This is a genomic window from Arthrobacter sp. YD4 (genome assembly GCF_030410515.1).
Lineage (GTDB): Bacteria > Actinomycetota > Actinomycetes > Actinomycetales > Micrococcaceae > Arthrobacter.
Map to the genome: position 1 here is coordinate 115,931 of NZ_JAUHHD010000005.1, position 21,359 is coordinate 137,289.

At 69.9% G+C, this 21,359-nt stretch carries 18 protein-coding genes; 4 read left to right on the forward strand and 14 right to left on the reverse strand.

Annotated features, from left to right (window positions below; all coding sequences use genetic code 11):
- Positions 1-4: 4 nt before the first annotated feature.
- A complete protein-coding gene (gene dxr / locus QWJ39_RS13525; protein WP_290258375.1) occupies positions 5-1,219 on the reverse strand; it encodes a 1-deoxy-D-xylulose-5-phosphate reductoisomerase in 1,215 nt (404 codons plus the stop codon).
- Between the two features lie 74 nt (positions 1,220-1,293).
- Between dxr and QWJ39_RS13530 the strand changes: the two genes are divergently transcribed.
- On the forward strand, positions 1,294-2,790 hold the full coding sequence (locus QWJ39_RS13530; protein WP_290258376.1) for a lipase maturation factor family protein: 1,497 nt from the start codon (positions 1,294-1,296) through the stop codon (positions 2,788-2,790).
- Positions 2,791-2,895: 105 nt separating this feature from the next.
- On the opposite strand, the gene QWJ39_RS13535 is transcribed toward QWJ39_RS13530, so the two are convergent.
- Genes QWJ39_RS13535 through QWJ39_RS13545 form a run of 3 tightly spaced genes read right to left on the reverse strand, consistent with a single transcriptional unit; the run spans position 2,896 to position 5,982 of the window.
- Positions 2,896-4,428, reverse strand: a complete 1,533-nt coding sequence (locus QWJ39_RS13535) for a tripartite tricarboxylate transporter permease (protein ID WP_290258377.1) — start codon at positions 4,426-4,428, stop codon at positions 2,896-2,898.
- Positions 4,421-4,960 (reverse strand): tripartite tricarboxylate transporter TctB family protein, encoded by a 540-nt coding sequence (locus QWJ39_RS13540; RefSeq protein ID WP_290258378.1) that lies wholly within the window; start codon positions 4,958-4,960, stop codon positions 4,421-4,423. The genes QWJ39_RS13535 and QWJ39_RS13540 overlap by 8 nt, the downstream gene beginning before the upstream one ends.
- Before the next feature lie 2 nt (positions 4,961-4,962).
- Positions 4,963-5,982, reverse strand: coding sequence for a tripartite tricarboxylate transporter substrate-binding protein (locus QWJ39_RS13545; protein WP_290258379.1), 1,020 nt, complete (start codon positions 5,980-5,982; stop codon positions 4,963-4,965).
- A 172-nt stretch (positions 5,983-6,154) separates the two neighbouring features.
- On the opposite strand from QWJ39_RS13545, the gene QWJ39_RS13550 reads away from it, so the two are divergent.
- Complete coding sequence (locus QWJ39_RS13550; protein WP_290258380.1) at positions 6,155-7,828, forward strand: sensor histidine kinase; 1,674 nt, start codon at positions 6,155-6,157, stop codon at positions 7,826-7,828.
- On the forward strand, positions 7,825-8,604 hold the full coding sequence (locus tag QWJ39_RS13555; RefSeq protein ID WP_290258381.1) for a response regulator: 780 nt from the start codon (positions 7,825-7,827) through the stop codon (positions 8,602-8,604). The genes QWJ39_RS13550 and QWJ39_RS13555 overlap by 4 nt, the downstream gene beginning before the upstream one ends.
- A gap of 24 nt (positions 8,605-8,628) precedes the next feature.
- Here the strand turns inward: QWJ39_RS13555 and QWJ39_RS13560 are convergent, their stop codons facing one another.
- Genes QWJ39_RS13560 through QWJ39_RS13590 form a run of 7 tightly spaced genes read right to left on the reverse strand, consistent with a single transcriptional unit; the run spans position 8,629 to position 16,703 of the window.
- Positions 8,629-9,462, reverse strand: a complete 834-nt coding sequence (locus tag QWJ39_RS13560; protein ID WP_290258382.1) for a CoA ester lyase — start codon at positions 9,460-9,462, stop codon at positions 8,629-8,631.
- Positions 9,459-10,031, reverse strand: a complete 573-nt coding sequence (locus QWJ39_RS13565) for a MaoC family dehydratase (protein ID WP_290258383.1) — start codon at positions 10,029-10,031, stop codon at positions 9,459-9,461. Before QWJ39_RS13565 ends, QWJ39_RS13560 begins: the two co-directional genes overlap by 4 nt.
- Positions 10,028-10,810: a CoA transferase subunit B gene (locus tag QWJ39_RS13570; protein WP_290258384.1), complete on the reverse strand. Its 783-nt coding sequence runs from the start codon at positions 10,808-10,810 to the stop codon at positions 10,028-10,030. Before QWJ39_RS13570 ends, QWJ39_RS13565 begins: the two co-directional genes overlap by 4 nt.
- 2 nt (positions 10,811-10,812) lie before the next feature.
- Positions 10,813-11,595, reverse strand: coding sequence for a CoA transferase subunit A (locus QWJ39_RS13575; protein WP_290258385.1), 783 nt, complete (start codon positions 11,593-11,595; stop codon positions 10,813-10,815).
- Between the two features lie 20 nt (positions 11,596-11,615).
- A complete protein-coding gene (locus tag QWJ39_RS13580) occupies positions 11,616-12,791 on the reverse strand; it encodes an acyl-CoA dehydrogenase family protein (protein ID WP_290258386.1) in 1,176 nt (391 codons plus the stop codon).
- Positions 12,792-12,846: 55 nt separating this feature from the next.
- The gene (locus QWJ39_RS13585) at positions 12,847-15,087 is read right to left on the reverse strand and encodes a biotin carboxylase N-terminal domain-containing protein (RefSeq protein ID WP_290258387.1); all 2,241 of its coding nucleotides are present in this window, start codon (positions 15,085-15,087) and stop codon (positions 12,847-12,849) included.
- Between the two features lie 8 nt (positions 15,088-15,095).
- Complete coding sequence (locus QWJ39_RS13590) at positions 15,096-16,703, reverse strand: carboxyl transferase domain-containing protein (RefSeq protein WP_290258388.1); 1,608 nt, start codon at positions 16,701-16,703, stop codon at positions 15,096-15,098.
- 205 nt (positions 16,704-16,908) lie between these two features.
- Here QWJ39_RS13590 and QWJ39_RS13595 point away from each other — a divergent pair, with 205 nt between their 5' ends.
- A complete protein-coding gene (locus QWJ39_RS13595; protein ID WP_290258390.1) occupies positions 16,909-17,529 on the forward strand; it encodes a TetR/AcrR family transcriptional regulator in 621 nt (206 codons plus the stop codon).
- A 109-nt stretch (positions 17,530-17,638) separates the two neighbouring features.
- Here the strand turns inward: QWJ39_RS13595 and QWJ39_RS13600 are convergent, their stop codons facing one another.
- Genes QWJ39_RS13600 through pdhA form a run of 3 tightly spaced genes read right to left on the reverse strand, consistent with a single transcriptional unit; the run spans position 17,639 to position 21,227 of the window.
- Positions 17,639-19,042 carry a dihydrolipoamide acetyltransferase family protein gene (locus QWJ39_RS13600; RefSeq protein ID WP_290258391.1) on the reverse strand — a complete coding sequence of 468 codons (1,404 nt, stop codon included), beginning with the start codon at positions 19,040-19,042 and terminating at the stop codon, positions 17,639-17,641.
- A complete protein-coding gene (locus tag QWJ39_RS13605) occupies positions 19,039-20,049 on the reverse strand; it encodes an alpha-ketoacid dehydrogenase subunit beta (RefSeq protein ID WP_290258392.1) in 1,011 nt (336 codons plus the stop codon). The genes QWJ39_RS13600 and QWJ39_RS13605 overlap by 4 nt, the downstream gene beginning before the upstream one ends.
- Entirely contained in the window at positions 20,049-21,227 is a 1,179-nt protein-coding gene (gene pdhA / locus QWJ39_RS13610; RefSeq protein ID WP_290258393.1) for a pyruvate dehydrogenase (acetyl-transferring) E1 component subunit alpha, read from the reverse strand. The genes QWJ39_RS13605 and pdhA overlap by 1 nt, the downstream gene beginning before the upstream one ends.
- Positions 21,228-21,359: the final 132 nt, after the last annotated feature.

The following is a 21,359-nucleotide window of genomic DNA, read 5'->3' on the forward strand; positions in this document are numbered from 1 at the left end:
CTGGCTACTTCCTGGGCACGGACTGGCTGGGGGTGGCGGGGGTTCCTACGGCCAAACGCTCGAGGGTCCGCGCGCGTGCCCACGTTTCAGCATCCAGCACGGCCTCGACCGTCAGCCCGGAGGATCCTGTGTGCTCGCTGAGGACGGCCTCGACGGTGTCCACGATGTCGGGGAAGCGGATCCGGCCGGCGTGGAAGGCCATCACGGCTTCCTCGTTGGCGGCGTTGAAGACCGCCGGGTAGGTGCTGCCGCGGCGGGCGGCGTCCTTGGCCAGACCGACGGCGGGGAACGCGCCGGCGTCCAGCGGTTCGAACGTCCAGCTGGTGGCCCGGCTCCAGTCGCACGGGGACGCGGCGCCGGGAACCCGGTCCGGCCAGCCGAGGCCCAGGGCGATCGGCAGGCGCATGTCCGGCGGGGAGGCCTGGGCGATGGTGGATCCGTCGGTGAACTGCACCATCGAGTGCACCACGGACTGCGGGTGGACCACGACGTCGATCTTCTCCAGCGGGATGTCGAAGAGCAGGTGCGCCTCGATCACTTCCAGGCCCTTGTTGACCAGGGTGGCGGAGTTGGTAGTGACCATCAGGCCCATGTCCCAGGTGGGGTGGGCCAGGGCGTCCTGCGGGGTTACGTCCAGCAGCTCGGCCCGGGTCCGGCCGCGGAACGGACCGCCGGAGGCCGTCAGGACCAGGCGGTCCACCTCGGCGGCGGTGCCGGAGCGCAGGCACTGGGCGATGGCGGAGTGTTCGGAGTCCACCGGGACGATTTGGCCCTCGCGGGCGGCTGCCTTGACCAGGGCGCCGCCGACGATCAGGGATTCCTTGTTCGCCAGGGCGAGCGTGGCGCCGGACTTCAGGGCGGCGAGGGTGGGGGCCAGGCCGATCGAGCCGGTGATGCCGTTGAGGACGACGTCGGCGGGGATCTCCGCGATCCGGGTGGCGGCGTCCGGGCCGGCGAGGATCTCCGGACGGTAGCCGGTCACCCCGGCAGCGCGCGCGGCGTCGTCAATCAGGCGCTGCAGCCCGGCCGGGTCGCCGGCGGCGATGCCGACGGCGCGGGCCCGGGTGTGGACCGCCTGCCGGGCCAGGAGTTCAAGGTTGCCGCCGCCCGCGCTGAGCGCCACGATCTCGAACCGGTCGGGCGCCCCGTCGACGACGTCGAGGGCCTGGGTACCGATGGACCCGGTGGATCCGAGGAGGACAATGCTGCGCGGCTTCATGCCTCCAGTATCCCGCACCGGCACTGCCCCGGCCGCGCCTTGACGCCCTCCGGCGGCGGCGTACCGTGGGAATCGTGGAGTGGACGGCCTGGTTTGACGCGCCGGACTACGGATTCGCCCGGCAGGTGCTGCAGCGCGGCGTGGCGGCCGTTTTTGTGGTGGCCTTCCTCTCCTCGCTGAACCAGTTTCCGGCGCTCCTCGGCGAGCGCGGACTGCTCCCGGCGCCCTCGTTCCTGGCCCGGGCCCGGCGCCCGCTCCGGCCCACCCTGTTCGCCTGGCACTATTCGGACCGTTTGCTGCGCGCGGTCTGCGCCGTTGGGATGGTGGTCGGCGCCGCCCTGGTGCTGGGCCTGCCGCAGCAGGGGCCGCCGTGGCTGCCGCTGCTGGCGTTCCTGGCGCTCTGGTTGCTGTATATGTCGATCGTGAACGTGGGCCAGACGTTCTACGGGTTCGGCTGGGAGATGCTGCTGCTGGAGGCTGGGTTCACCGTGGGGTTCCTCGGCTCGGAGCAGACTCCCCCGCCGCGGACCGTCCTGCTCCTGCTGGTGTGGCTGCTGTTCCGGCTGGAATTCGGGGCGGGGATGATCAAGATCCGCGGCGGCCGGGAGTGGCGGGACCTCACCGCGCTGTACTACCACCACGAAACCCAGCCGATGCCCGGGCCCCTGAGCCGCCAGGCCCACCTGATGCCGAAGGCCTGGCACCGGCTGGAGGTCCTGGGCAACCATGGCGCCCAGCTGGTCGTGCCGTTCTTCCTGTTCGCCCCGCAGCCGCTGGCGTCCGTGGCCGCGGGGATCGTGGTGTTCACCCAGCTGTGGCTGGTGGCCAGCGGCAACTTCGCGTGGCTGAACTGGATGGCGATTCTGCTGGCTTTCGCGGCGGTGAGCGATCCGGTGCTGCACGCCCTGTTCCCCGGCCTGCCGTCCGGCTGGCGGCCCCCGGGTGCGGCGGAGGGAGCAGTGCCGGCGGGAGGTGTCGTGTCAACGGAGGGCTCGCCAGCGCCGCTGCCCTGGCTGGTGCTGGTAAGCCTGGCCACCGTGTTGCTGCTGGTGCTCAGCTACCGCCCGGCGGCGAACCTGGTCTCGTCGTACCAGCTGATGAATGCCGCGTTCAACCGCTGGCAGCTGGTCAATGCCTACGGGGCGTTCGGCTCGGTGACCAAGCAGCGGATCGAGATCGTGGTGGAGGGGACCCTGGACGCCGAGCCGGACGAGACGGCGGACTGGCGGGAGTACGGGTTCCGCGGCAAGCCCGGAGATGTCCGCCGGCTGCCGCGGCAGTGGGCGCCGTACCACCTGCGGCTGGACTGGCTGATGTGGTTCCTGCCGCTGCGCAGCGTGCACGAGCAATGGTTCTACGCGTTCCTGGCGAAGCTGCTGGAGGCAGACCGGCCCACGCTGCGGCTGCTGCGGGAGGACCCGTTCGACGGCGCCCGGCCGCGCTGGGTGCGGGCCCGGAGTTTCCACTACCGCTTCGCCACCCGGGCGGAGTTCCGCGCCACCGGCCAGCGCTGGGTCCGGATCCTGCTCGAGGAGTCCATCCCGCCGCTGTCCCTGCCGCCGGAGGACTGAGTGCCCGCCGGGAACGCAGCGATCTGACACGAATGGCCGGAATGGTGGGTACCATTCCGGCCATTCGTGGCAAACAGGCGCGGTGGCCTGGCTAATGCTCCCGCCTTAGACGGACACGGATTCCTTCTCGGTGACCGCCTCCAGGGCGGCCTGCCGGCGGCGCAGCCACCAGGAACCCAGGAAGATCAGCGCCATGGTCGCGTAGACCACGACTGCGAACGGGGTGGAGAACAGCGCGGTGGGGTCGTTCTGGGAGAGCTGCAGCGAGCGCCGCAGCTGCACCTCGAACATCGGCCCCAGGATCATCGCCACCACCATGGGCGCCACGGGGTAGCCGTAGCGGCGCATGAAGTAGCCCAGGATGCCCACCACCAGCAGCACCCCGACGTCGATCGGCGAGAAGTTCACCGAGAACGCCCCGAGGGCCGCGAAGACCAGGATGCCGGCGTAGAGGAACGGCCTCGGGATCTGCAGGATCTTCACCCAGAGGCCCACCAGCGGCAGGTTCAGCACCAGCAGCATCAGGTTGCCCACGTACAGGGAGGCGATGAGGGTCCACACCAGGGCGCCCTGGTTTTCGAACAGGAGCGGCCCGGGCTGGATCTGGTAGCGCTGGAACGCGGTCAGCATCATCGCCGCGGTGGCGGTGGTGGGGATACCTAGGGTCAGCAGCGGCACCAGGACACCGGCTGCGGCGGCGTTGTTGGCCGCCTCGGGACCGGCGACGCCCTCAATCGCGCCCTTGCCGAACTGGCGCCGGTTCTCGCCCTTGGCCAGCCGCCGTTCCGCCGCGTAGGACAGGAACGTGGAGACGTCCGCACCGCCGGCGGGGACCGTGCCGATCGGGAAGCCGATGAACGTTCCGCGCAGCCACGGCTTCCAGGACCGCTTCCAGTCCTCCTTGGACAGCCAGGCGTTCTTGCCCTTGCTGACCGGGATGACCTCCACCGGACCGTGCCGGAGCTTGGAGGCGACGTAGAGCGCCTCGCCCAGGGCGAAAAGGCCCACGGCCACCAGCACCATGTCGATGCCGTCCACCAGGTTGGGGTTGTCGAAGGTGAAGCGCTGCTGGGCAGTGCTGTCATCGATGCCGATCAGGCCGATGAACAGGCCCAGGGCCAGGGACGCGAGCCCGCGGAGCACCGAGGCGCCCAGCAGCGCGCCGACGGTGAGGAAGGCCACCACCATGAGTGCCACGTAGTCCACCGGGCCGAGGCCGACGGCGAATTCCGCCACGACGGGGGCCAGGAAGGACAGCAGCACCGTGGCGATGGTGCCGGCGATGAACGAACCGATCGCCGCCGTCGCCAGCGCGGCCGCTCCCCTGCCGGCCTTGGCCATCTTGTTGCCCTCGAGGGCGGTGACGATCGAGGCGGATTCACCGGGGGTGTTGAGCAGGATCGACGTGGTTGACCCGCCGTACATGCCGCCGTAATAGATGCCGGCGAAGACGATCAGCGCCGCGGCCGGATCCAGGGCATAGGTGATGGGCATCAGCAGTGCCACGGTCATGGCCGGGCCGATGCCCGGGAGGACGCCGACGGCGGTGCCGACGAAGACGCCGCCCAGGGCGTAGAGCAGGTAGACCGGCTGGAGGGCGTTGGCGAAGCCGTCAAGCAGGAACGTAATGCTATCCATGGAAGAACGGCACCCCCTCGAACAGCGGGCCCGGGGGCAGGGACACGCCCAGCAGGCCGCCGAAGACGTACTGCAGGAGCAGTGCCATGATCACGGCGACGACGATCGCCTTCCAGAGCGGCTTGGCCTCAAGGGTCCAGGCCGCCCCGCTGAACAGGACCGCCGCGGCCACGGGCCAGCCGGCGGGTTCGATCAGGACGATGTGCAGCACCACGAAGCCCACCAGCTTGGCCAGGGCCACCCAGTCTGTGGAGGCGTCTGCGTCGAGGTCCTCGCCCTCCTCGGCCTGGCCCACCTTGCCGCGCAGGACCTGGATGACGATGCCGGTGCCGACGGCCACGAGGGTGCCGCAGACGATGTAGGGGAAGGCACGGGGGCCGATGCCGGTCTCCGACGGCGGGATCGGGATGGATCCCGCCGTCAGGAGTCCCGCCGCGCCGATGCTGACGAACAGGAGGGCGAAGAGAATCTCCCCGAGAGGCCGCTTGGCGGGCGCCTCCACGTGGGTGGACTCTGTTGTTGGGGCGGACACTGTTACTTGACCAGGCCGATCTCGGTCAGCGTGGTCTTGACCTTCGTGATGTCCTCGCCCAGGAAGGTCTTGAAGCCGTCGCCGGCCAGGAATGCGTCGTCCCAGTTGTTCTTCTTGAGGGTGGACTTCCAGGCCTCGGTCTCGTGCAGCTTGGTGACGAGTTCGGTCAGCTTGGTCTTCTGGGCGTCGTCGATGGAGCCGGGGGCCACCACGCCGCGCCAGTTGGTCAGCACGACGTCGATGCCCTGCTCGGTGAGTGGCTTAATGCCGGGCAGCGCCGGGACCTCGCCCTTGCCGGAGACGGCGAGCGCGCGGACCTTGCCGGCCTTGACCTGTTCGGCGTATTCGCCGATGCCGGAGATGCCGGCCTGGACCTTGTTGCCCAGCAGCGCGGCAATGGATTCGCCGCCGCCGGAGTAGCCAATGTAGTTCAGCTTATCCGAGCCGACGCCCTGGGACTTGAGGATCTGCCCGGCCAGGATGTGGTCCGCGCCGCCGGCCGAGCCGCCGGTGATGGCCACACCCTTGCCGTTGGCCTTGATGTCGTCCACCAGGTCCTTGACGGACTGGTACTTCGAGGACGCCGGGACCACCAGGACCAGGGGCTCCTCGGTGAGGCGGGCGATCGGGGTGGTGTCCTCCAGGCGGGACTTGGCGCCGTTGGTCTCGACGGCCCCGACCATGACGTAGCCCATCACCATCAGGGTGTTGGCGTCCTTTTCGGTGGCCAGCTTGGCCAGGCCGTTGGTGCCGCCGCCGCCGCCGATGTTGGTGACCTGGGCGGAGCTGACGAGCTTGTTGGACTGCAGGTCCGCCTGAATGGCCCGGCCGGTCTGGTCCCAGCCGCCGCCGGGGTTGGCGGGGACGATGATGCTGAGCTTCTTGACCGGTTCGGCGGCGGATCCGGTGCCGGCGGCGCTGCCGGTGCCGGTGCTGCCGCCGCAGGCCGCGAGTGTGAGGGCCAGGCCGGCCGCTCCGGCGGTGAGGGCGGCGCGGCGGGTGAAGGTGTGGTGGAACGTCATGATCTCTCCTTGGACACATGTGATGCACATCATTGGAATCACTTCCCCGACCCTAGGAGCGGCCAACGTGCCGGGACAGTATTAGGACGTAGAGGTAGTAGTGGTCATATTGGTCACGGATCGTGGCCGGCTTCCGGCACCGGGCGGCGGTCCCGGGTGGCAGACTTGTGAGGTGTTTCACAGCGTTCCGCTCCGCTTCCAGCTGGTGGCCCTCCAGCTGGCCATCGTCCTGGCCGTGCTCACCGCCGTCGGCGTCGTGACCATCCGCATGCAGGAGGCGCAGCTGCGCGATGCGTACAAGAGCCGGCTGATCGGCGTGGCCGAGTCCGTGGCGCGGCTCCCGTCGGTCATCAACGCCTTCGGCACGCCCGCCCCCGCGGAAACCATCCAGCCGATCGCCGAGGTGATCCGGCAAGCCTCGAACGTCACCTATGTGGTGGTGACGGACAAGTTCGGCGTGCGGCAGTCCCACCCGAACCCGGAGGAGATCGGCAAGCACGTCTCCACGGACCCGTCCGTCCCGCTCGCCGGGGACATCTACGTGGGAACCCAGACCGGCACCCTCGGCGAGTCCTGGCGGGTCAAGGTGCCCATCTTCGACCGGAACGGGGCGGTGATCGGGTCGGCCTCCGTGGGGGTCCTGGAGAGCACCCTCGCCGCCGACCTCTACGAGGACCTGCCGCAGCTCTTCGGCTGGCTGGTGGGCGCCGCACTGCTGGGGTCCCTCGGCGCGATGTACATCTCCAAGCTGGTCTGGCGGCGGATCTACAAGCTGGAACCGGAGGACATCGCGGCGCTGCTCGAGACCCGGGACGCCATGCTGCACGGCCTGGGCGAGGGGCTGGTGGCGGTCGACGCCGACGGCACCGTGGTGCTGGTCAACGACGAGGCCCGGCGGCTGCTGGGCGTGGGCGAGGAGATCCTCGGCTCCCCCGCCACCGCCTCCCTGGAGCCGGGCATCCACCGGCTCCTCGCGGCCGGGTCCAGCACCGAGGAACTGGTCCTCTCCGGCGAGCGGATCCTCCTGGGCAAGGTGAACGCCGCCACGGTGGACGGCCGGGAGGTGGGCAAGGTGCTGATCCTGCGGGACCGGACCGAGCTGCACGCCATGTTGCGGGACCGGGACGGCGCCCTGGACGTGACGCAGGCGCTCCGGGCCCAGGCGCACGAGTTCGCGAACAAGCTGCACGTCGTCTCCGGGCTGCTGGAACTGGGCCAACAGTCGAAGGCGGTAGAGTTCCTGGGCCGCAGCGCCGCCGATGCCGGCTTCGTGAACCGTCCGCTGGCGGCCGGCATCACCGACGACGGCGTCCGGGCCCTGCTGATCGCCAAGTCCACGGTGTGCGCCGAGCGCGGGATCGACATCGAGGTCGCGGAGGACTCGGTCTGCTCCCCGGACGGGACCGACGACGTCATCACCGTGCTGGGAAACCTGATCGACAACGCCGTGGACGCCGCCGGCTACGACAGCACCGTGGCCGTCGCCCTCACCGAAACCCCGGCCGGCGGACGGGTGCTCACCGTCGAAGACGACGGCCCGGGCGTGCCGGAGGCGGCCCGGCAGGCGGTCTTCGACCCCGGGGTCACGAGCAAGGATACCGACGGCGTGAACACCCGCGGATTCGGGCTGGCCCTGGTCCAGCGCGTTGCCCGGCGGCGCGGCGGGACGGCGGCGGTGACCCGTTCGGACCTGGGCGGGGCGCGGTTTACGGTCACGTTCAGCACGCTTACTTCACACACGGTTATTTCAGACACGGTTACTTCACACACGGCGGGGAGCGCCGCGGCGGCTCCCCCGGCGGCGGGACCGGACGCCCCACGGAAGGCGGCACTGGAACGGCTATGAGCGGCATACGCACCCTCATCATCGACGATGACGTGGCGGTGGCGGGGATCCATCACGGGTTCCTGCTGGCCCGCGGCGGCTTCGACGTCGTCGGCACCGCCCACTCGGGACGGCAGGGGCTGGACCTCGCCGCGGAGCTGCTGCCGGACCTGGTCCTGCTCGACATCCACCTGCCCGACATGTCCGGGCTGGAGGTGCTGCGGCAGCTGCGGAACCGGCCGCACCAGCCCACGGACGTCCTGGTGATCACCGCGTCCCGGGAGTTGGAGACTGTCCGTGCGGCGATGGCCGGAGGGGTGCTGCACTACCTGGTCAAGCCGTTCACCTCGCAGGCCCTGAACGAGCGCCTGGACGAGTACGTGGCGCTGCGCGACGAGCTGGCCGCAGGGTCCTCGGCCGGGCCGCTGGACCAGGACCGGATCGACCGGTTGGTGGCACCCTCCCGGCGTGCTACCGCGGCGGCCGGGGCTGGGCAGGCTGCCGGGGGTCACGCGGCAGAGGCCGAGGGCGGCGGGACCGGCGCGGGGGTCAGTGCCGGTGCGGACGGGGTGCGGCTGCCCAAGGGGTTGTCCCGGCCCACCCTGGAAGCGGTGATCGAGGCGCTGCGGGCCAGTCCCGAGGACGTGTCCGCGGCCGGGCTCGCGCTGAGGCTGGGCCTCTCCCGGGTCAGCGCACGGCGGTACCTCGAGTATCTGGTGGTCAACGGCTTCGCCCGGCTCACCCCGCGGTACGGCGCCGCCGGCCGGCCGGAGAACCGCTACCTCTGGCGCCGCTGAGAAGCGGCCCGAAAGCCCCGGAGGCTAGTGCCCGGCGCGGCGGAGCGTGGCCTCAGCGTGCTTGAGGATGGGCCCGTCGATCATCTTGCCCTGGAACTGGAACACGCCCGTCCCGGCGGCCGCGGCGGCCTCGAGCAGCTCGCGCGCCGTGGCCACCTCCTCCTCGGACGGGGCGTAGGCCTCCCGGACCACGGCCACCTGGTTCGGGTGGATGCAGGCCTTGGAGCCGAAACCGGAGGCGACGGCGTCGCGAGACTCGGCGGCCAGTCCGTCCAGGTCCGGGATGTTGACGTAGACCGAGTCAACCGCTTCCTTGCCGGCGGCGCGGGCGGCCAGCAGCACGGTGGAGCGGGCGTGCAGGGCGACGGCCCGGTAGCCGCCGTCGTCGGTCCGGCTGGAGGTGCCGCCGAGGGAGGCGATCAGGTCCTCGGCGCCCCACATCAGGCCCAACACGTTCGGTTCGGCGGCGATGGCCGGAGCGTTGACGATGCCGGCCGCCGTCTCGCACAGGGCGATCACGCTGAAGCCCTCAAGCTCACGGAGCTGCTCGGCGCTCTCGGCCTTGGCCAGCATCACGTGCCGGTAGGGGGTGTGCCTGAGGCAGTGCAGGTCCTTCTCGAACTCCTCGGTCCCGGCCGGGTTGATCCGGATGATGGTCCGGCTGGGATCCAGTTCGGGAACGTCCCCGGCGGAGCCCAGCTGCGCCAGGATCGCCCCGCGGGCGCGCTGCTTGTCCGCGGGGGCGACGGCGTCCTCGAGGTCCACGATCACGGTGTCCGCGCGGTCGGCGGCCTTTTGGTAGCGCTCGGGCCGGTCGGCGGGGCAGAAGAGCAGGGCGGGGCCCATCAGGAAGGTCATACTCCGATTGTCCCCTTTCCGGCGGCGTCCCGGGACGCCGTGTCCTGCGCCGCGTGCGCGTCGCGGGTCCACATCAGGCAGCTGCGGGTGGCGCGGGCCACCACGGTGCCGTCCTGGTTCCGGCCGGTGTGCTCCATGGTCACGATGCCCTGGCCCGGCCGGGACGAGGAGAGCCGCTTCCCGGTCACCACCGTCTCCGTGTAGAGCGTGTCCCCGTGGAAGAGCGGGTGCGGGAAGGACACATCCGTCAGGCCCAGCTGGGCGATGATGGTCCCCTGGGTCAGCTGCGGCACGGACTGGCCCACCATGGTGGCCAGGGTGAACATGGAGTTCATCAGCCGCTGGCCGAAGGGCTGCCCGGCGCTCCAGGCGGCGTCCAGGTGCAGCGACTGGGTGTTCATGGTCATGGTGGTGAACAGGACGTTATCCGTCTCGGTCACGGTCCGGCCGGGCCGGTGCGCGTAGGCGACGCCTTCCTCAAGCTCGTCGAAGTAGAGGCCGCGCTGTTCGATAACGCGGCGGCCCGCGCCGCCGGCGTCGGCGTCCATGTGGGAGTGGCTGGTGGTCATACGGAGAGTTCCTGGTCTTCCTCGAAAAGTTCGGCGCCGGTGGCCGCGGCCACCTCTTCCGCGGTCACGTCCGGAGCCAGTTCCCGCAGCACCAGCCGCGAGGTCCCACCCTCGGTCACGACGTCGATGACGGCAAGGTCGGTGATGATCCGGTCCACGCAGCCCTTGCCCGTCAGCGGCAGGGAGCAGCGCTCCACGATCTTCGGGTTGCCGTTGCGGTCAACGTGCTCCATCATCACGATCACCTTCTTGGCACCGAAGACCAGGTCCATTGCTCCGCCCATTCCCTTGACCATCTTGCCCGGGATCATCCAGTTGGCGAGGTCCCCGTTCTGCGCCACCTCCATGGCGCCGAGGACGGCGACGTCGACGTGGCCGCCGCGGATCATCCCGAAGGATGCGGCGGAGTCGAAGAAGGCGGCGCCCTTGTTGACCGTGACGGTCTCCTTGCCGGCGTTGATCAGGTCGGGGTCGACTCTGTCCTCGGCCGGGTAGGGCCCGACGCCGAGGATCCCGTTCTCCGAGTGCAGCACCACCTCGACGCCGTCCGGAATGTAGTTCGGGATCAGCGTGGGCATGCCGATGCCGAGGTTGACGTACTGGCCGTTGTGCAGCTCCCGCGCCACGCGGGCGGCGAGCTCGTTCCGGGTCCAGCCCCTGGCCGGCGCGGCGGAGTCGGCGCCACCGGTAACGGCGCCGTGTTCGACGGCGGGCGGGCGGTATTCGTGCCGGACGGTTTCGGGCCGGGCCGGGCCGTCCGGGGTCTGGGTGCTCTCCACGGTCAGGCTCCTGTCGTTACGGCGGGCGCGGCGGGCGCGGCGGCCACGGTCCGTTTCTCGATGCGTTTCTCCGCCTCCGGGGCCAGGACCACGCGCTGGACGAAGATGCCCGGGACATGGATCTGTCCGGGATCCAGCTCCCCCGGTTCCACGAGTTCCTCCACCTCGGCGATGGTGATCTTTCCGGCCATGGCGCAGAGCGGGTTGAAGTTCATTGCGGCGGCATGGAACACCAGGTTGCCGTGCCGGTCCCCCTTCCAGGCGTGGACCAGGCCGAAGTCCGGCGTCAACGCCTCCTCCAGCACGTAGTCGGCGCCGTGGAAGCTCCGGACCTCCTTGGCCGCGGAAGCCACCGCGACGTTGCCGTCGGCGTCGTACTTCTGCGGCAGGCCGCCCTCGGCGACCTGGGTGCCGACGCCGGCGGGCGTGTAGAACGCGGGGATCCCGGCCCCGCCGGCGCGCAGCTTTTCGGCCAGGGTGCCCTGCGGGGTGAGGACCACCTCGAGTTCGCCGGACAGGTATTGCCGGGCAAACTCCTTATTCTCCCCCACGTAGGAGCTGATGGTGCGCCGGATCCGGCCGTCCTTGAGCAGGATGCCCAGGCCCCAATCGTCCACGCCGCAGTTGTTGCTGACGGTCTCCAGGTCCGTCGCGCCGCGCTCGTGCAGGGCCTCGATCAGCGCCACCGGGATGCCGCAGAGGCCGAAGCCGCCGACGGCCAGCGAGGCGCCGTCCGGAATGTCCGCCACGGCCTCGGCGGCGCTGGCAACAACTTTGTCGATCATCGAAAGGTCCTTCCGTGCGGCTACAGGCCCAGTTCGCGGGCGATCAGCATCAGCTGGACCTCCGTGGTGCCCTCGCCGACTTCCAGGATCTTGGAGTCGCGGTAGTGGCGCGCCACGGTGAACTCGTTGATGAAGCCATAGCCGCCGAACACCTGGGTGGCGTCCCGCGCGTTGTCCATGGCTGCCTCGCCTGCGATCATCTTAGCGATGGCCGCCTGGGTCTTGAACGGCTTGCCGGCGAGCATCCGGGCGGCGGCGTCGTAGTAGGCCAGGCGGGCGGTGTGGGCCCGGGCCTCCATCCGGGCGATCTTGAACGCGACGGCCTGGTACTTGCCGATGTTCTGGCCGAAGGCGCTGCGTTCCTTGGCGTACTTCACCGACTGATCCACACAGCCCTGGGCGGCGCCGACGGCGAGCGCGGCGATGGCGATGCGGCCCTCGTCGAGGATGGAGAGGAAGTTGGCGTAGCCGCGGCCGCGGGTGCCGAGGAGGTTCTCCTCCGGGACCCGGACGTTGTCGAGCGTCAACGGGTGGGTGTCCGAGGCGTTCCAGCCGACCTTGTTGTAGGCCTTCTCCGCCGTGAACCCGGGCGTGCTGGTGGGCACCAGGATGGTGGAGATTTCCTTCTTGATGCTGCCGTCCGGGCGTTCCTGCTGGCCGGTGACCGCGGTGACGGTAACAAGCCTGGTGATGTCGGTGCCGGAGTTGGTGATGAACGCCTTGTTGCCGTTGATGACCCATTCTTTTGCGTCTCCGACGCCTTCCAGCCGGGCGGTGGTCTTGGTGCCGCCGGCGTCCGAACCCGCCTCGGGTTCGGTCAGGCCGAAGCCGGCGAGCGCCTTGCCGGAGGCCAGCAGCGGCAGCCACTCCTCCTTCTGCGCGTCGGAGCCGAAGCGGTGGATCGGCATGGCGCCGAGCGAGACGCCGGCCTCCAGGGTGATGGCGACGGACTGGTCCACGCGGCCCAGCTGCTCCAGGGCCAGTGCCAGGGCGAAGTAGTCCCCGCCCATGCCGCCGGATTCCTCCGGGAACGGCAGGCCGAAGAGGCCCATGTCGGCCATCTGGGAGACGACCTCGTAGGGGAAGCTGTGCTCCTCGTCGTGCTTGGCGGAGACCGGGGCAACCACCTGGTCGGCGAAGTCGCGGACGGTGTCGGAGAGGTCCTGATAGTCCTCGCTGAGTTCAAAATCGGGCATGGGGTGACTCCTGTGTCTGTTGGCTGTTCTGGTGTGGTGCTGAAGCTGGTGGTTGCTAGTCCGCCTCGCCCATGGCGATGACGGATTCCTCGACGGTGTCCTCGGCTTTCGAGTCCTCCGGCGAATCGACGGGGTGGATGGTGGCGAGAACCTGGTCGGTCTTGACGAGGTCCCCGGTGCCGGCGCTGATGTGGACGGTGCCGTCGAGGGGTGCCACGAGCTGGTGCTCCATCTTCATGGCCTCCACCGACAGCAGGACCTGGCCGGCGGTCACGGCGTCGCCGTTGCCGACCGAGACGGAAACCACGGTGCCGGGCATCGGCGAGCGCACCGCCGGGTCGGCGGCGCCCTCTTCGCGTTCGACGGCGGCCAGCACCCGGGCAAGCCGGGCCTCACGGGTGAGCAGTTCGAGGCGGCAGGACCAGCCCTCGTTGCCGAGGAAGAATTCCGACAGAACGCGGGGATCGGGAGCCATCCAGCTCTGGGCGGGAGGACCTGTGCGAACGGGTGCAAGTACGTAACTGCTGGTCTCGCCCTCGAGCGTGAGCATCGGGCGATCCCGCGCGTTGTATTGGAGGAGGGCCTTGAGCTGCGGGCCTCCGTTCACGCTCACACTGGCCTGCTCCCCCGCAGACAACCCCTTCACGTCCACGGTGGCGACACCGCCGTCGGCGGTTCCCAGGCTGATCCTGAGCGGCGCCGGCGTACCGAGCCGCCAGCCGTCGCGGCGCCGCCACGGGCTGCCATCCCGGTCGGCCGGATTGGCCTCCTCCGCCATGGCCAGGGCGTACAGAGCCGCGATCACTAGTTCAGCGTCGCCCACCCGCCGGAAGCTGAAGTCCGGCATCTTGCGTTCGATCAGGCCGGTGTCCAGACGGCCGGCGCGGACGTCGGCGTCGTTGATCAGCAGGCGCAGGTACTCGACGTTGGTGTCGATGCCCAGCGCCGTGTAGCCGGCAAGCGCTTCGTCCAAGGTGTCCAGTGCGGCGTTGCGGTCCTCGCCCCACGCAATGACCTTGGAGATCATCGGGTCGTAGTTCGAGGAGATCTCCAGTCCATGGACGAGCGCCGAGTCCACGCGCACGCGGCCGTGGCCCGTTTCGACTTCGTTGCGGGCCGGCGCGCCGGGGCGCTGGACAGGGCCGGGCAGTTCGTCCAGCATCACGACCTGTCCGATGGACGGCAGGAAGTTCTTCTCCGGGACCTCCGCGTACACCCGCGCCTCCACGGAGTGGCCGGTGAGGACGACGTCGTCCTGGGCCACGGTGAGTTCCTCCCCGGCGGCGATGCGGACCTGCCATTCGACCAGGTCGATGCCGGTGACCATCTCGGTGACCGGGTGCTCGACCTGCAGGCGGGTGTTCATCTCCATGAAGAAGAATTCGTCCGGGGCGTCGTCGGAGACCAGGAACTCCACGGTGCCGGCGCCGGAGTAGTTGACGCTGCGGGCGGCCTGGCATGCGGCCTCGCCGAGCCGTGCGCGGATGGCGGCGCCGTCGGGAAGGCTTTCCAGCAGCGGGGACGGGGCCTCTTCGATCACCTTCTGGTGCCGGCGCTGCAGGGAGCATTCGCGCTCTCCGAGGTGGATGACGTTGCCGTGGTTGTCGGCGAGGACCTGGACCTCGATGTGCCGCGGGGTGGTGACCAGCCGCTCCAGGAACAGGGTGTCGTCGCCGAAGGCACTGGCCGCGACCCGGCGGGCCGTCGCGAGCGTGGCCGCCAGGTCCTCGGGGCGTTCGACCACGTGCATGCCCTTCCCGCCGCCACCGGCGGAGGGCTTGATCAGCAGCGGGTACCCGACGCCGGCAGCGGCCTCGATCAGCTGGGCGTCGCTCATGCCGGGTTCGGCGACGCCGGGGACCACGGGGACGCCGTAGCCGGTGACGTGGTTCTTGGAGCGGATCTTGTCGCCCATGATGTTCAGGGATTCGACGCCGGGGCCGATGAAGGTGATGCCGGCCCGCTCCAGGGCGCGGGCGAAGTCGGCGTTCTCGCTGAGGAAGCCGTAGCCGGGGTGCACGGCCTCGGCGCCGCTGCGGCGGCAGGCATCGATGATGGCCTCGATCTTGAGGTAGCTCTCGGTGGCGGCCGCAGGCCCGATCCGGACGGCGGCGTCGGCCTCCCGCACGTGGCGGGCGCCGGCGTCGGCGTCGGAGTAGACGGCGACCGAGCGGATGCCGAGGGCGCGCAGGGTGCGGATCACGCGGCAGGCGATCTCGCCGCGGTTGGCGACCAGGACGGTGCCGAAGAGCCGCGCCGGGGTCGAAGTGGTGGGGGTGCTGGTGGTTGCTGTCACGGCGGGGCTCACATCCGGAAGAGGCCGAAGGAGGTCTCCGGCAGCGGGGTGCGGGAGACGACGTCGAGCGCCAGTCCCAGGACGGTGCGGGTGTCCGCGGGGTCGATGATGCCGTCGTCCCACAGGCGGGCGGTCGAGTAGTAGGGGCTGCCCTGGTCCTCGTACTGCTGCTTGATCGGGGCCTTGAAGGCCTCCTCGTCCGCGGCGGACCATTCCTCGCCGCGGGCCTCGTACTGGTCGCGCTTGACCGTGGCGAGGACGCTGGAGGCCTGGTTGCCGCCCATGACCGAGATCCGGGAGGCCGGCCACATCCAAAGGAAGCGCGGCGAGTAGGCCCGGCCGCACATGGAGTAATTGCCGGCGCCGAACGAGCCGCCGATCACCACGGTGAGCTTGGGCACCCGGGCGGTGGCGACGGCGGTGACCATCTTGGCGCCGTTCTTGGCGATGCCGCCCTGCTCGTAATCCTTGCCGACCATGAAGCCGGAGAGGTTCTGCAGGAAGATCAGCGGGATGCCGCGCTGGTCGCAGAGTTCGATGAAATGTGCGCCCTTGAGCGAGGATTCGCTGAACAGGACACCGTTGTTGGCCACGATGCCCACGGGGTGGCCGTGCAGCTTGGCGAAGCCGGTGACCAGTGTGGTGCCGTAGTTCTTCTTGAACTCGTGGAAGCGGCTGCCGTCCACCAGCCGGGCGATGACCTCGCGGACGTCGTACTGGGCGTTGACGTCGGTGGGGACGGCGCCGTAGAGCTCGGCCGGGTCCGCTTCGGGTTCGACGACCGGGTCGATCTCCCAGGCGGGGGCGGCCGGCCGCGGCAGGGTGGAGACGATGTCGCGGACGATCTGCAGGGCGTGCTCGTCGTTCTCGGCCAGGTGGTCGGTGACGCCGGAGATCTTCGAGTGCACGTCGCCGCCGCCGAGTTCCTCGGCCGTGACGATCTCGCCGATCGCAGCCTTCACCAGCGGCGGGCCACCGAGGAAGATGGTGCCCTGGTTGCGGACAATCACGGTCTCGTCGCTCATCGCGGGGACGTAGGCGCCGCCGGCGGTGCAGGAGCCCATGACGGAGGCGATCTGCGGAATTTTCGCCGCGGACATCTGCGCCTGGTTGTAGAAGATCCGGCCGAAGTGCTCCTTGTCCGGAAAGACCTCGTCCTGGCGGGGCAGGAACGCCCCGCCGGAGTCCACCAGGTAGATGCAGGGCAGGCGGTTCTCCAGCGCGATCTCCTGGGCGCGGAGGTGCTTCTTGACCGTCATCGGGTAATAGGTGCCGCCCTTGACGGTGGCGTCGTTGGAGATGACCAGCACCTGGCGGCCGTGGACCAGGCCGATGCCGGCGATCACACCGGCGCCGGGCGAATCGCCGTCGTACATGCCGTCCGCGGCGAGCGGTGCGATTTCCAGGAAGGGGCTGCCGTCGTCCAACAGCCGGTCGATGCGCTCGCGCGGCAGCAGCTTGCCGCGGGCGACGTGGCGTTCGCGGGACTTTTCCGGCCCGCCGAGCGCGGCGGCGGCCAGGCGCTCCTTCAGTTCCCGGGCCAGGCCCAGCTGGGCCTCCCGGTTGGCGGCGAAGCCTGCGCTGCCCGGATCCACCCGGCTGGCGATTGTCTCCATTGACTGCTTCCATCCCCGGCCGGACCGGGGCCCTGGGGCTGCCGGTCCGGCCATTTCGGTTAGTAATGCATAACTGAGTTTTAGGTTAGTCTCTACTAACTGTGATGTCCAACACAGGATCGCCGGTGCGGCGGGTTGAAACCATGTGCCGAGCCCCCGGACAGCGCACTGAATACCCAGACCAGCCGAGAAGGAGGGTGAGCCGGTGACCGAGTCCAGCCAGCCAACCCAGCGCAGCCGGGCCAAGGAGAGCCGCCGGCAGGCGCTCCTGCAGGCCGCGGCCGCCCTCTTCGCCGCCGAGGGCTTCAACCGGGTCTCCCTGGAGGATCTCGGCGCCGCGGCCGGCGTCAGCGGCCCCGCCGTCTACCGGCACTTCGCCGGCAAGCAGGCGGTGCTGGGGGCCATGCTGCTCAGCGTCAGCCAGGACCTGCTCGACGGCGGCCGCGCCGTGGTGGCCGGCGCAGGGACCGCGGAGACCGCCCTTGCCGGCCTGGTCGAGTTCCACGTGGACTTCGCCCTCAGCCACCCGGACGTGATCCGGGTCCAGGACCAGGACTTCAGCAACCTCGCCGAGGAGGATCAGGCCGAGGTCCGGACCCTGCAGCGGAACTACGTGGAGCTGTGGGTGGACGTGCTCTCCGGACTGCACCCGGACACGGACCCGGCCGAACTGCGGATGCGCGCCCACGCCACCTTCGGCCTGATCAACTCCACCCCGCACTCGGTCCGCACCCAAGGCCGCCGGATGGCGCTCAAGCGTGCCCGACCGCTGCTGGAGGGCATGGCCCTGGCCGCCCTGACGGCCCCGGGCAACGGCACGCGCTAAGCCCCGCTCCCCTGGGCGGCACTTCCCCCGGGCGTCCCTGCCCTTGAACGACAAAGGGCCGGGCACCCCTCCGGCAAGGAAGGGATGCCCGGCCCCGTGGGCTGGGAACCTAGGCCATGGCGAGTGCCATGCCGGGGTCGGACAGCAGCGCGCCGACGTCCTGCAGGAAGCGGGAGCCCTGTTCGCCGTCGACCAACCGGTGGTCGAAGGAGAGGCTGAGGGTCATGACCTGGCGCAGGGCCACCTCATCCCGGTACTCCCACGGCATCTTCCGCACCGCGCCGACGGCCAGGATGGCGGCCTCGCCCGGGTTGAGGATGGGGGTCCCGGCGTCGATGCCGAAAACGCCGATATTGGTGATCGAGATGGTCCCGCCGGAGAGGTCCGCGGGGGCGGTCTTACCGGCGCGGGCGGTCTCGGTCAGCTCGGTGAGCGCCGTGGAGAGCTGGGTCAGCGACATCCGGTCCGCGTCCTTGATGTTCGGCACGGTCAGCCCGCGCGGCGTGGCGGCCGCGATGCCGAGGTTGACATAGTTGAACTGGACGATCTCCTGGTTGGCCTCGTCCCACCGGGCGTTGAGCGTGGGGTGGTTGCGCAGGGCGATCAGCACGGCCTTGGACACCAGGGTCAGCGGGGTGAGCTTGTACCCGGCAAAGGCCCGGCTGTCCTTGAGCCTGGCGAGCAGTTCCATGGTGGGCGTGACGTCCAGGGTCAGGAACTCGGTCACGTGCGGCGCGGTGAAGGCGCTGGAGACCATGGCCGCCGCGGTGAACTTCCGGACGCCCTTGATCGGGGTCCGGGTTTCCCGTTCGCCGGCCGCCGGGGCAGTAACCGGCTGCGCGCCGGCCAGTTCCTGCGGGGCGACCGGGAGGTCCCCGCCGCCGACGAAGTTCCGCACGTCCTCCCGGGTGATCAGGCCGTGCTCGCCCGTAGCCGTGACGGCGGCGAGGTCGACGCCGAGGTCCTTGGCCAGCTTGCGGACCGGCGGGGTGGAGCGGGGCCGCTCGGCAGCAGGCGCGCCACTCTGCGGAACGGCGACGGCGACGGCGGGTGCGGGTGCGGCTGCCGGGGCGGGCGCGGGTGCGGGAGCCGGGGCAGGCGCGGCAGCAGCAGGCGGAGCCGCTGCGGCGGCGGCCGCAAAGGTGCGTGCCCGGCGGGCCGGCCGGCCGGAGCCCTCCGGCATGGCACCGTAGCCCACCAGCGTCGGTTCCCGCTTTGCGGGCGCCTCGCCCGAACCCGCGCCGGAACCGCCGTCGTCGTCGCCCTCGATCTCGAAGGAGACAATCGGCTTGCCGACCTCCACCACGGTGCCGGGCTGTTCGTGCAGCGCGGTGACGACGCCGGCGAACGGCGAGGGCAGCTCGACGACAGCCTTGGCGGTCTCCACCTCGGCGATGATCTGGTTCAGGGTGACGGTGTCCCCCACGCCGACCTTCCAGGCGACGATTTCCGATTCCGTCAGGCCTTCGCCGAGGTCCGGGAGGCGGAATTCCTTGATCATGGTGGCGCTCATCCTTCCAGCCCGCTCAAAGAGTTGGGGCGGCCCAAGGCCCGGTCCACGCCGTCGAGGATCCGGTCCAGCCCGGGCAGGTGGTGCATCTCCAGCTTGGAGTAGGGGTACGGGACGTCGAAGCCGGTCACCCGGACGGGCGCGGCCTCGAGGTGGTAGAAGCAGCGTTCGGTGATGCTCGCCGCGACCTCGGCGCCCAGGCCGCCGGACTGGCTGGCCTCGTGCGTGATGACCAGGCGGCCGGTCTTGCGGACCGAGGCCTCCAGCGTGGCGAAGTCCACCGGGGCGAGGGAGCGCAGGTCGATGACCTCGACGGAGACGCCCTCGTCGGCGGCGGCGAGCGCGGCATCGCGGGCGGTCTTGACCAGCGGACCGTAGGCCACGAGGGTCACGTCGGTGCCCTCGGTGACCACCCGGGCCTTTTCCATCGACGGGGCGGCGGAGAGGTCCAGGGACTCATCCACCTCGCCCTTGTCGTGGTAGCGGCGCTTGGGCTCGAAGTAGAGAACCGGATCGTCGCAGGCAATGGCCTGCTGGATCATCGTGTACGCGTCCTGCGGGTTGGAGACGCTGACCACGCGCAGGCCGGAGGTGTGGGTGAAGTACGCCTCGGGCGACTCGGAGTGGTGTTCGGGTGAACCGATGCCGCCGCCGAAGGGCACCCGGATGGTGATGGGCATCTTCACGGCACCCATGGTCCGGTAGTGCATCTTGGCGACCTGGCTGACGATCTGGTCGAAGGCCGGGTAGATGAAGCCGTCGAACTGGATCTCCACCACCGGGCGGTACCCGCGGTAGGCGAGGCCGACGGCGGTGCCGAGGATGCCGGATTCGGCGAGCGGAGTGTCCACCACGCGGTGCTTGCCGAAGTCCTTCTGCAGCCCGTCGGTGACGCGGAAGACGCCGCCGAGGGTGCCGATGTCCTCGCCCATGAGGATCACCTTGGGATCGTTGTCGAGGGATTTGCGCAGGCCGGAGTTAATCGCCCGGGCAAAGGTCATCTGCGTCATCAGCGAGCACCTTCTTCGGAGGGGGCACCTGCGGGATCGCCGAAGGAGGCCAGGTAACGGGTGTAGTGGTCCTGCTGACGGTCCAGCCAGGAGTGCGGGGTGCTGTAGACGTGCTCAAAGATCTGCAGCGGCTGCGGTTCGGGCATGGTGATGGTGCCGGAGCGCAGTTCCTTGGCCACGGCGTCGGCCGTGGCGGCGACGGCGGCTTCCACATCCGCGGTCAGCAGGCCCTTGCGCTCCAAAAGCGCCTTGAGGCGGTGGATCGGGTCCTTGGCGGCCCAGTCCTCAAGCTCGTTGGCGTCCCGGTACCGGGTGGGATCGTCCGCCGTCGTGTGCGGGCCCATGCGGTACGTGACGGCCTCGATGAAGGTGGGGCCGCCGCCGCGGCGGGCCCGGTCCAGGGCGATCCGGGTGGCCGCCAGCACGGCGAGGACATCGTTGCCGTCCACCCGCATGCTGGGAATGCCAAAGCCGGAGGCCCGGTCAGCGATCTGGATGTGGGACTGCAGCATCACGGGCTCGGAGATGGCCCAGTGGTTGTTCTGGCAGAAGAAGATGACGGGGGCCTGGAAGCTCGCGGCGAAGACCATCGCCTCGTTGACGTCACCCTCGCTGGTGGCGCCGTCGCCGAAGTAGGCCACGGCCGCGGAGTCGGCGCCGTCGTTCTGGATACCCATGGCGTAGCCCGTGGCGTGCAAGCTCTGCGCACCGATGATGATCTGCTGGGTGGCAACGTTCACGGTGTACGGGTCCCAGCCGGCGAGGGCGTTGCCGCGCCAGGCCTTGACGATGTCCGCCGGCTTGACCCCGCGGACGTAGGCAACGCCATTGTCCCGGTAGCTGGGGAAGACAAAGTCGTCCTCGCGCAGGGCCCTCGCCGAGCCGATCTGGGAGGCCTCCTGGCCCAGCAGCGGCGGCCAGAGGGCGAGTTCGCCCTGGCGCTGGAGGGCGGTGGCCTCGGCGTCGATCCTCCGGATGGCCACCATGTCCTCGTAGAGGGAGGTCAGCACGTCGTCGCCGATGTCCTGGACCCAGGGGTCGAACTCGGGATGGCTGACGCGTTCACCCCCCGGAGTGATGAGCTGGACGAGATCCCCGCCCGTGCGCCTGTTCGATCCTGCACTGTTTCCGGGGCCGCCGGGGGCTGCGCCGCCCTGGCCCGCGTCGTCGGTAAACACAGTTTGTCCGCAACCTTCTGACGTCGTCTGACCCCTGCCCGCGGGACTCGTGATCCCTGCGTGCGGCGGCCACCCGGGCGCCGTTGCCCCGGATAATTGTGACCCTACTCACAAGTGCCATTGGGTACAACC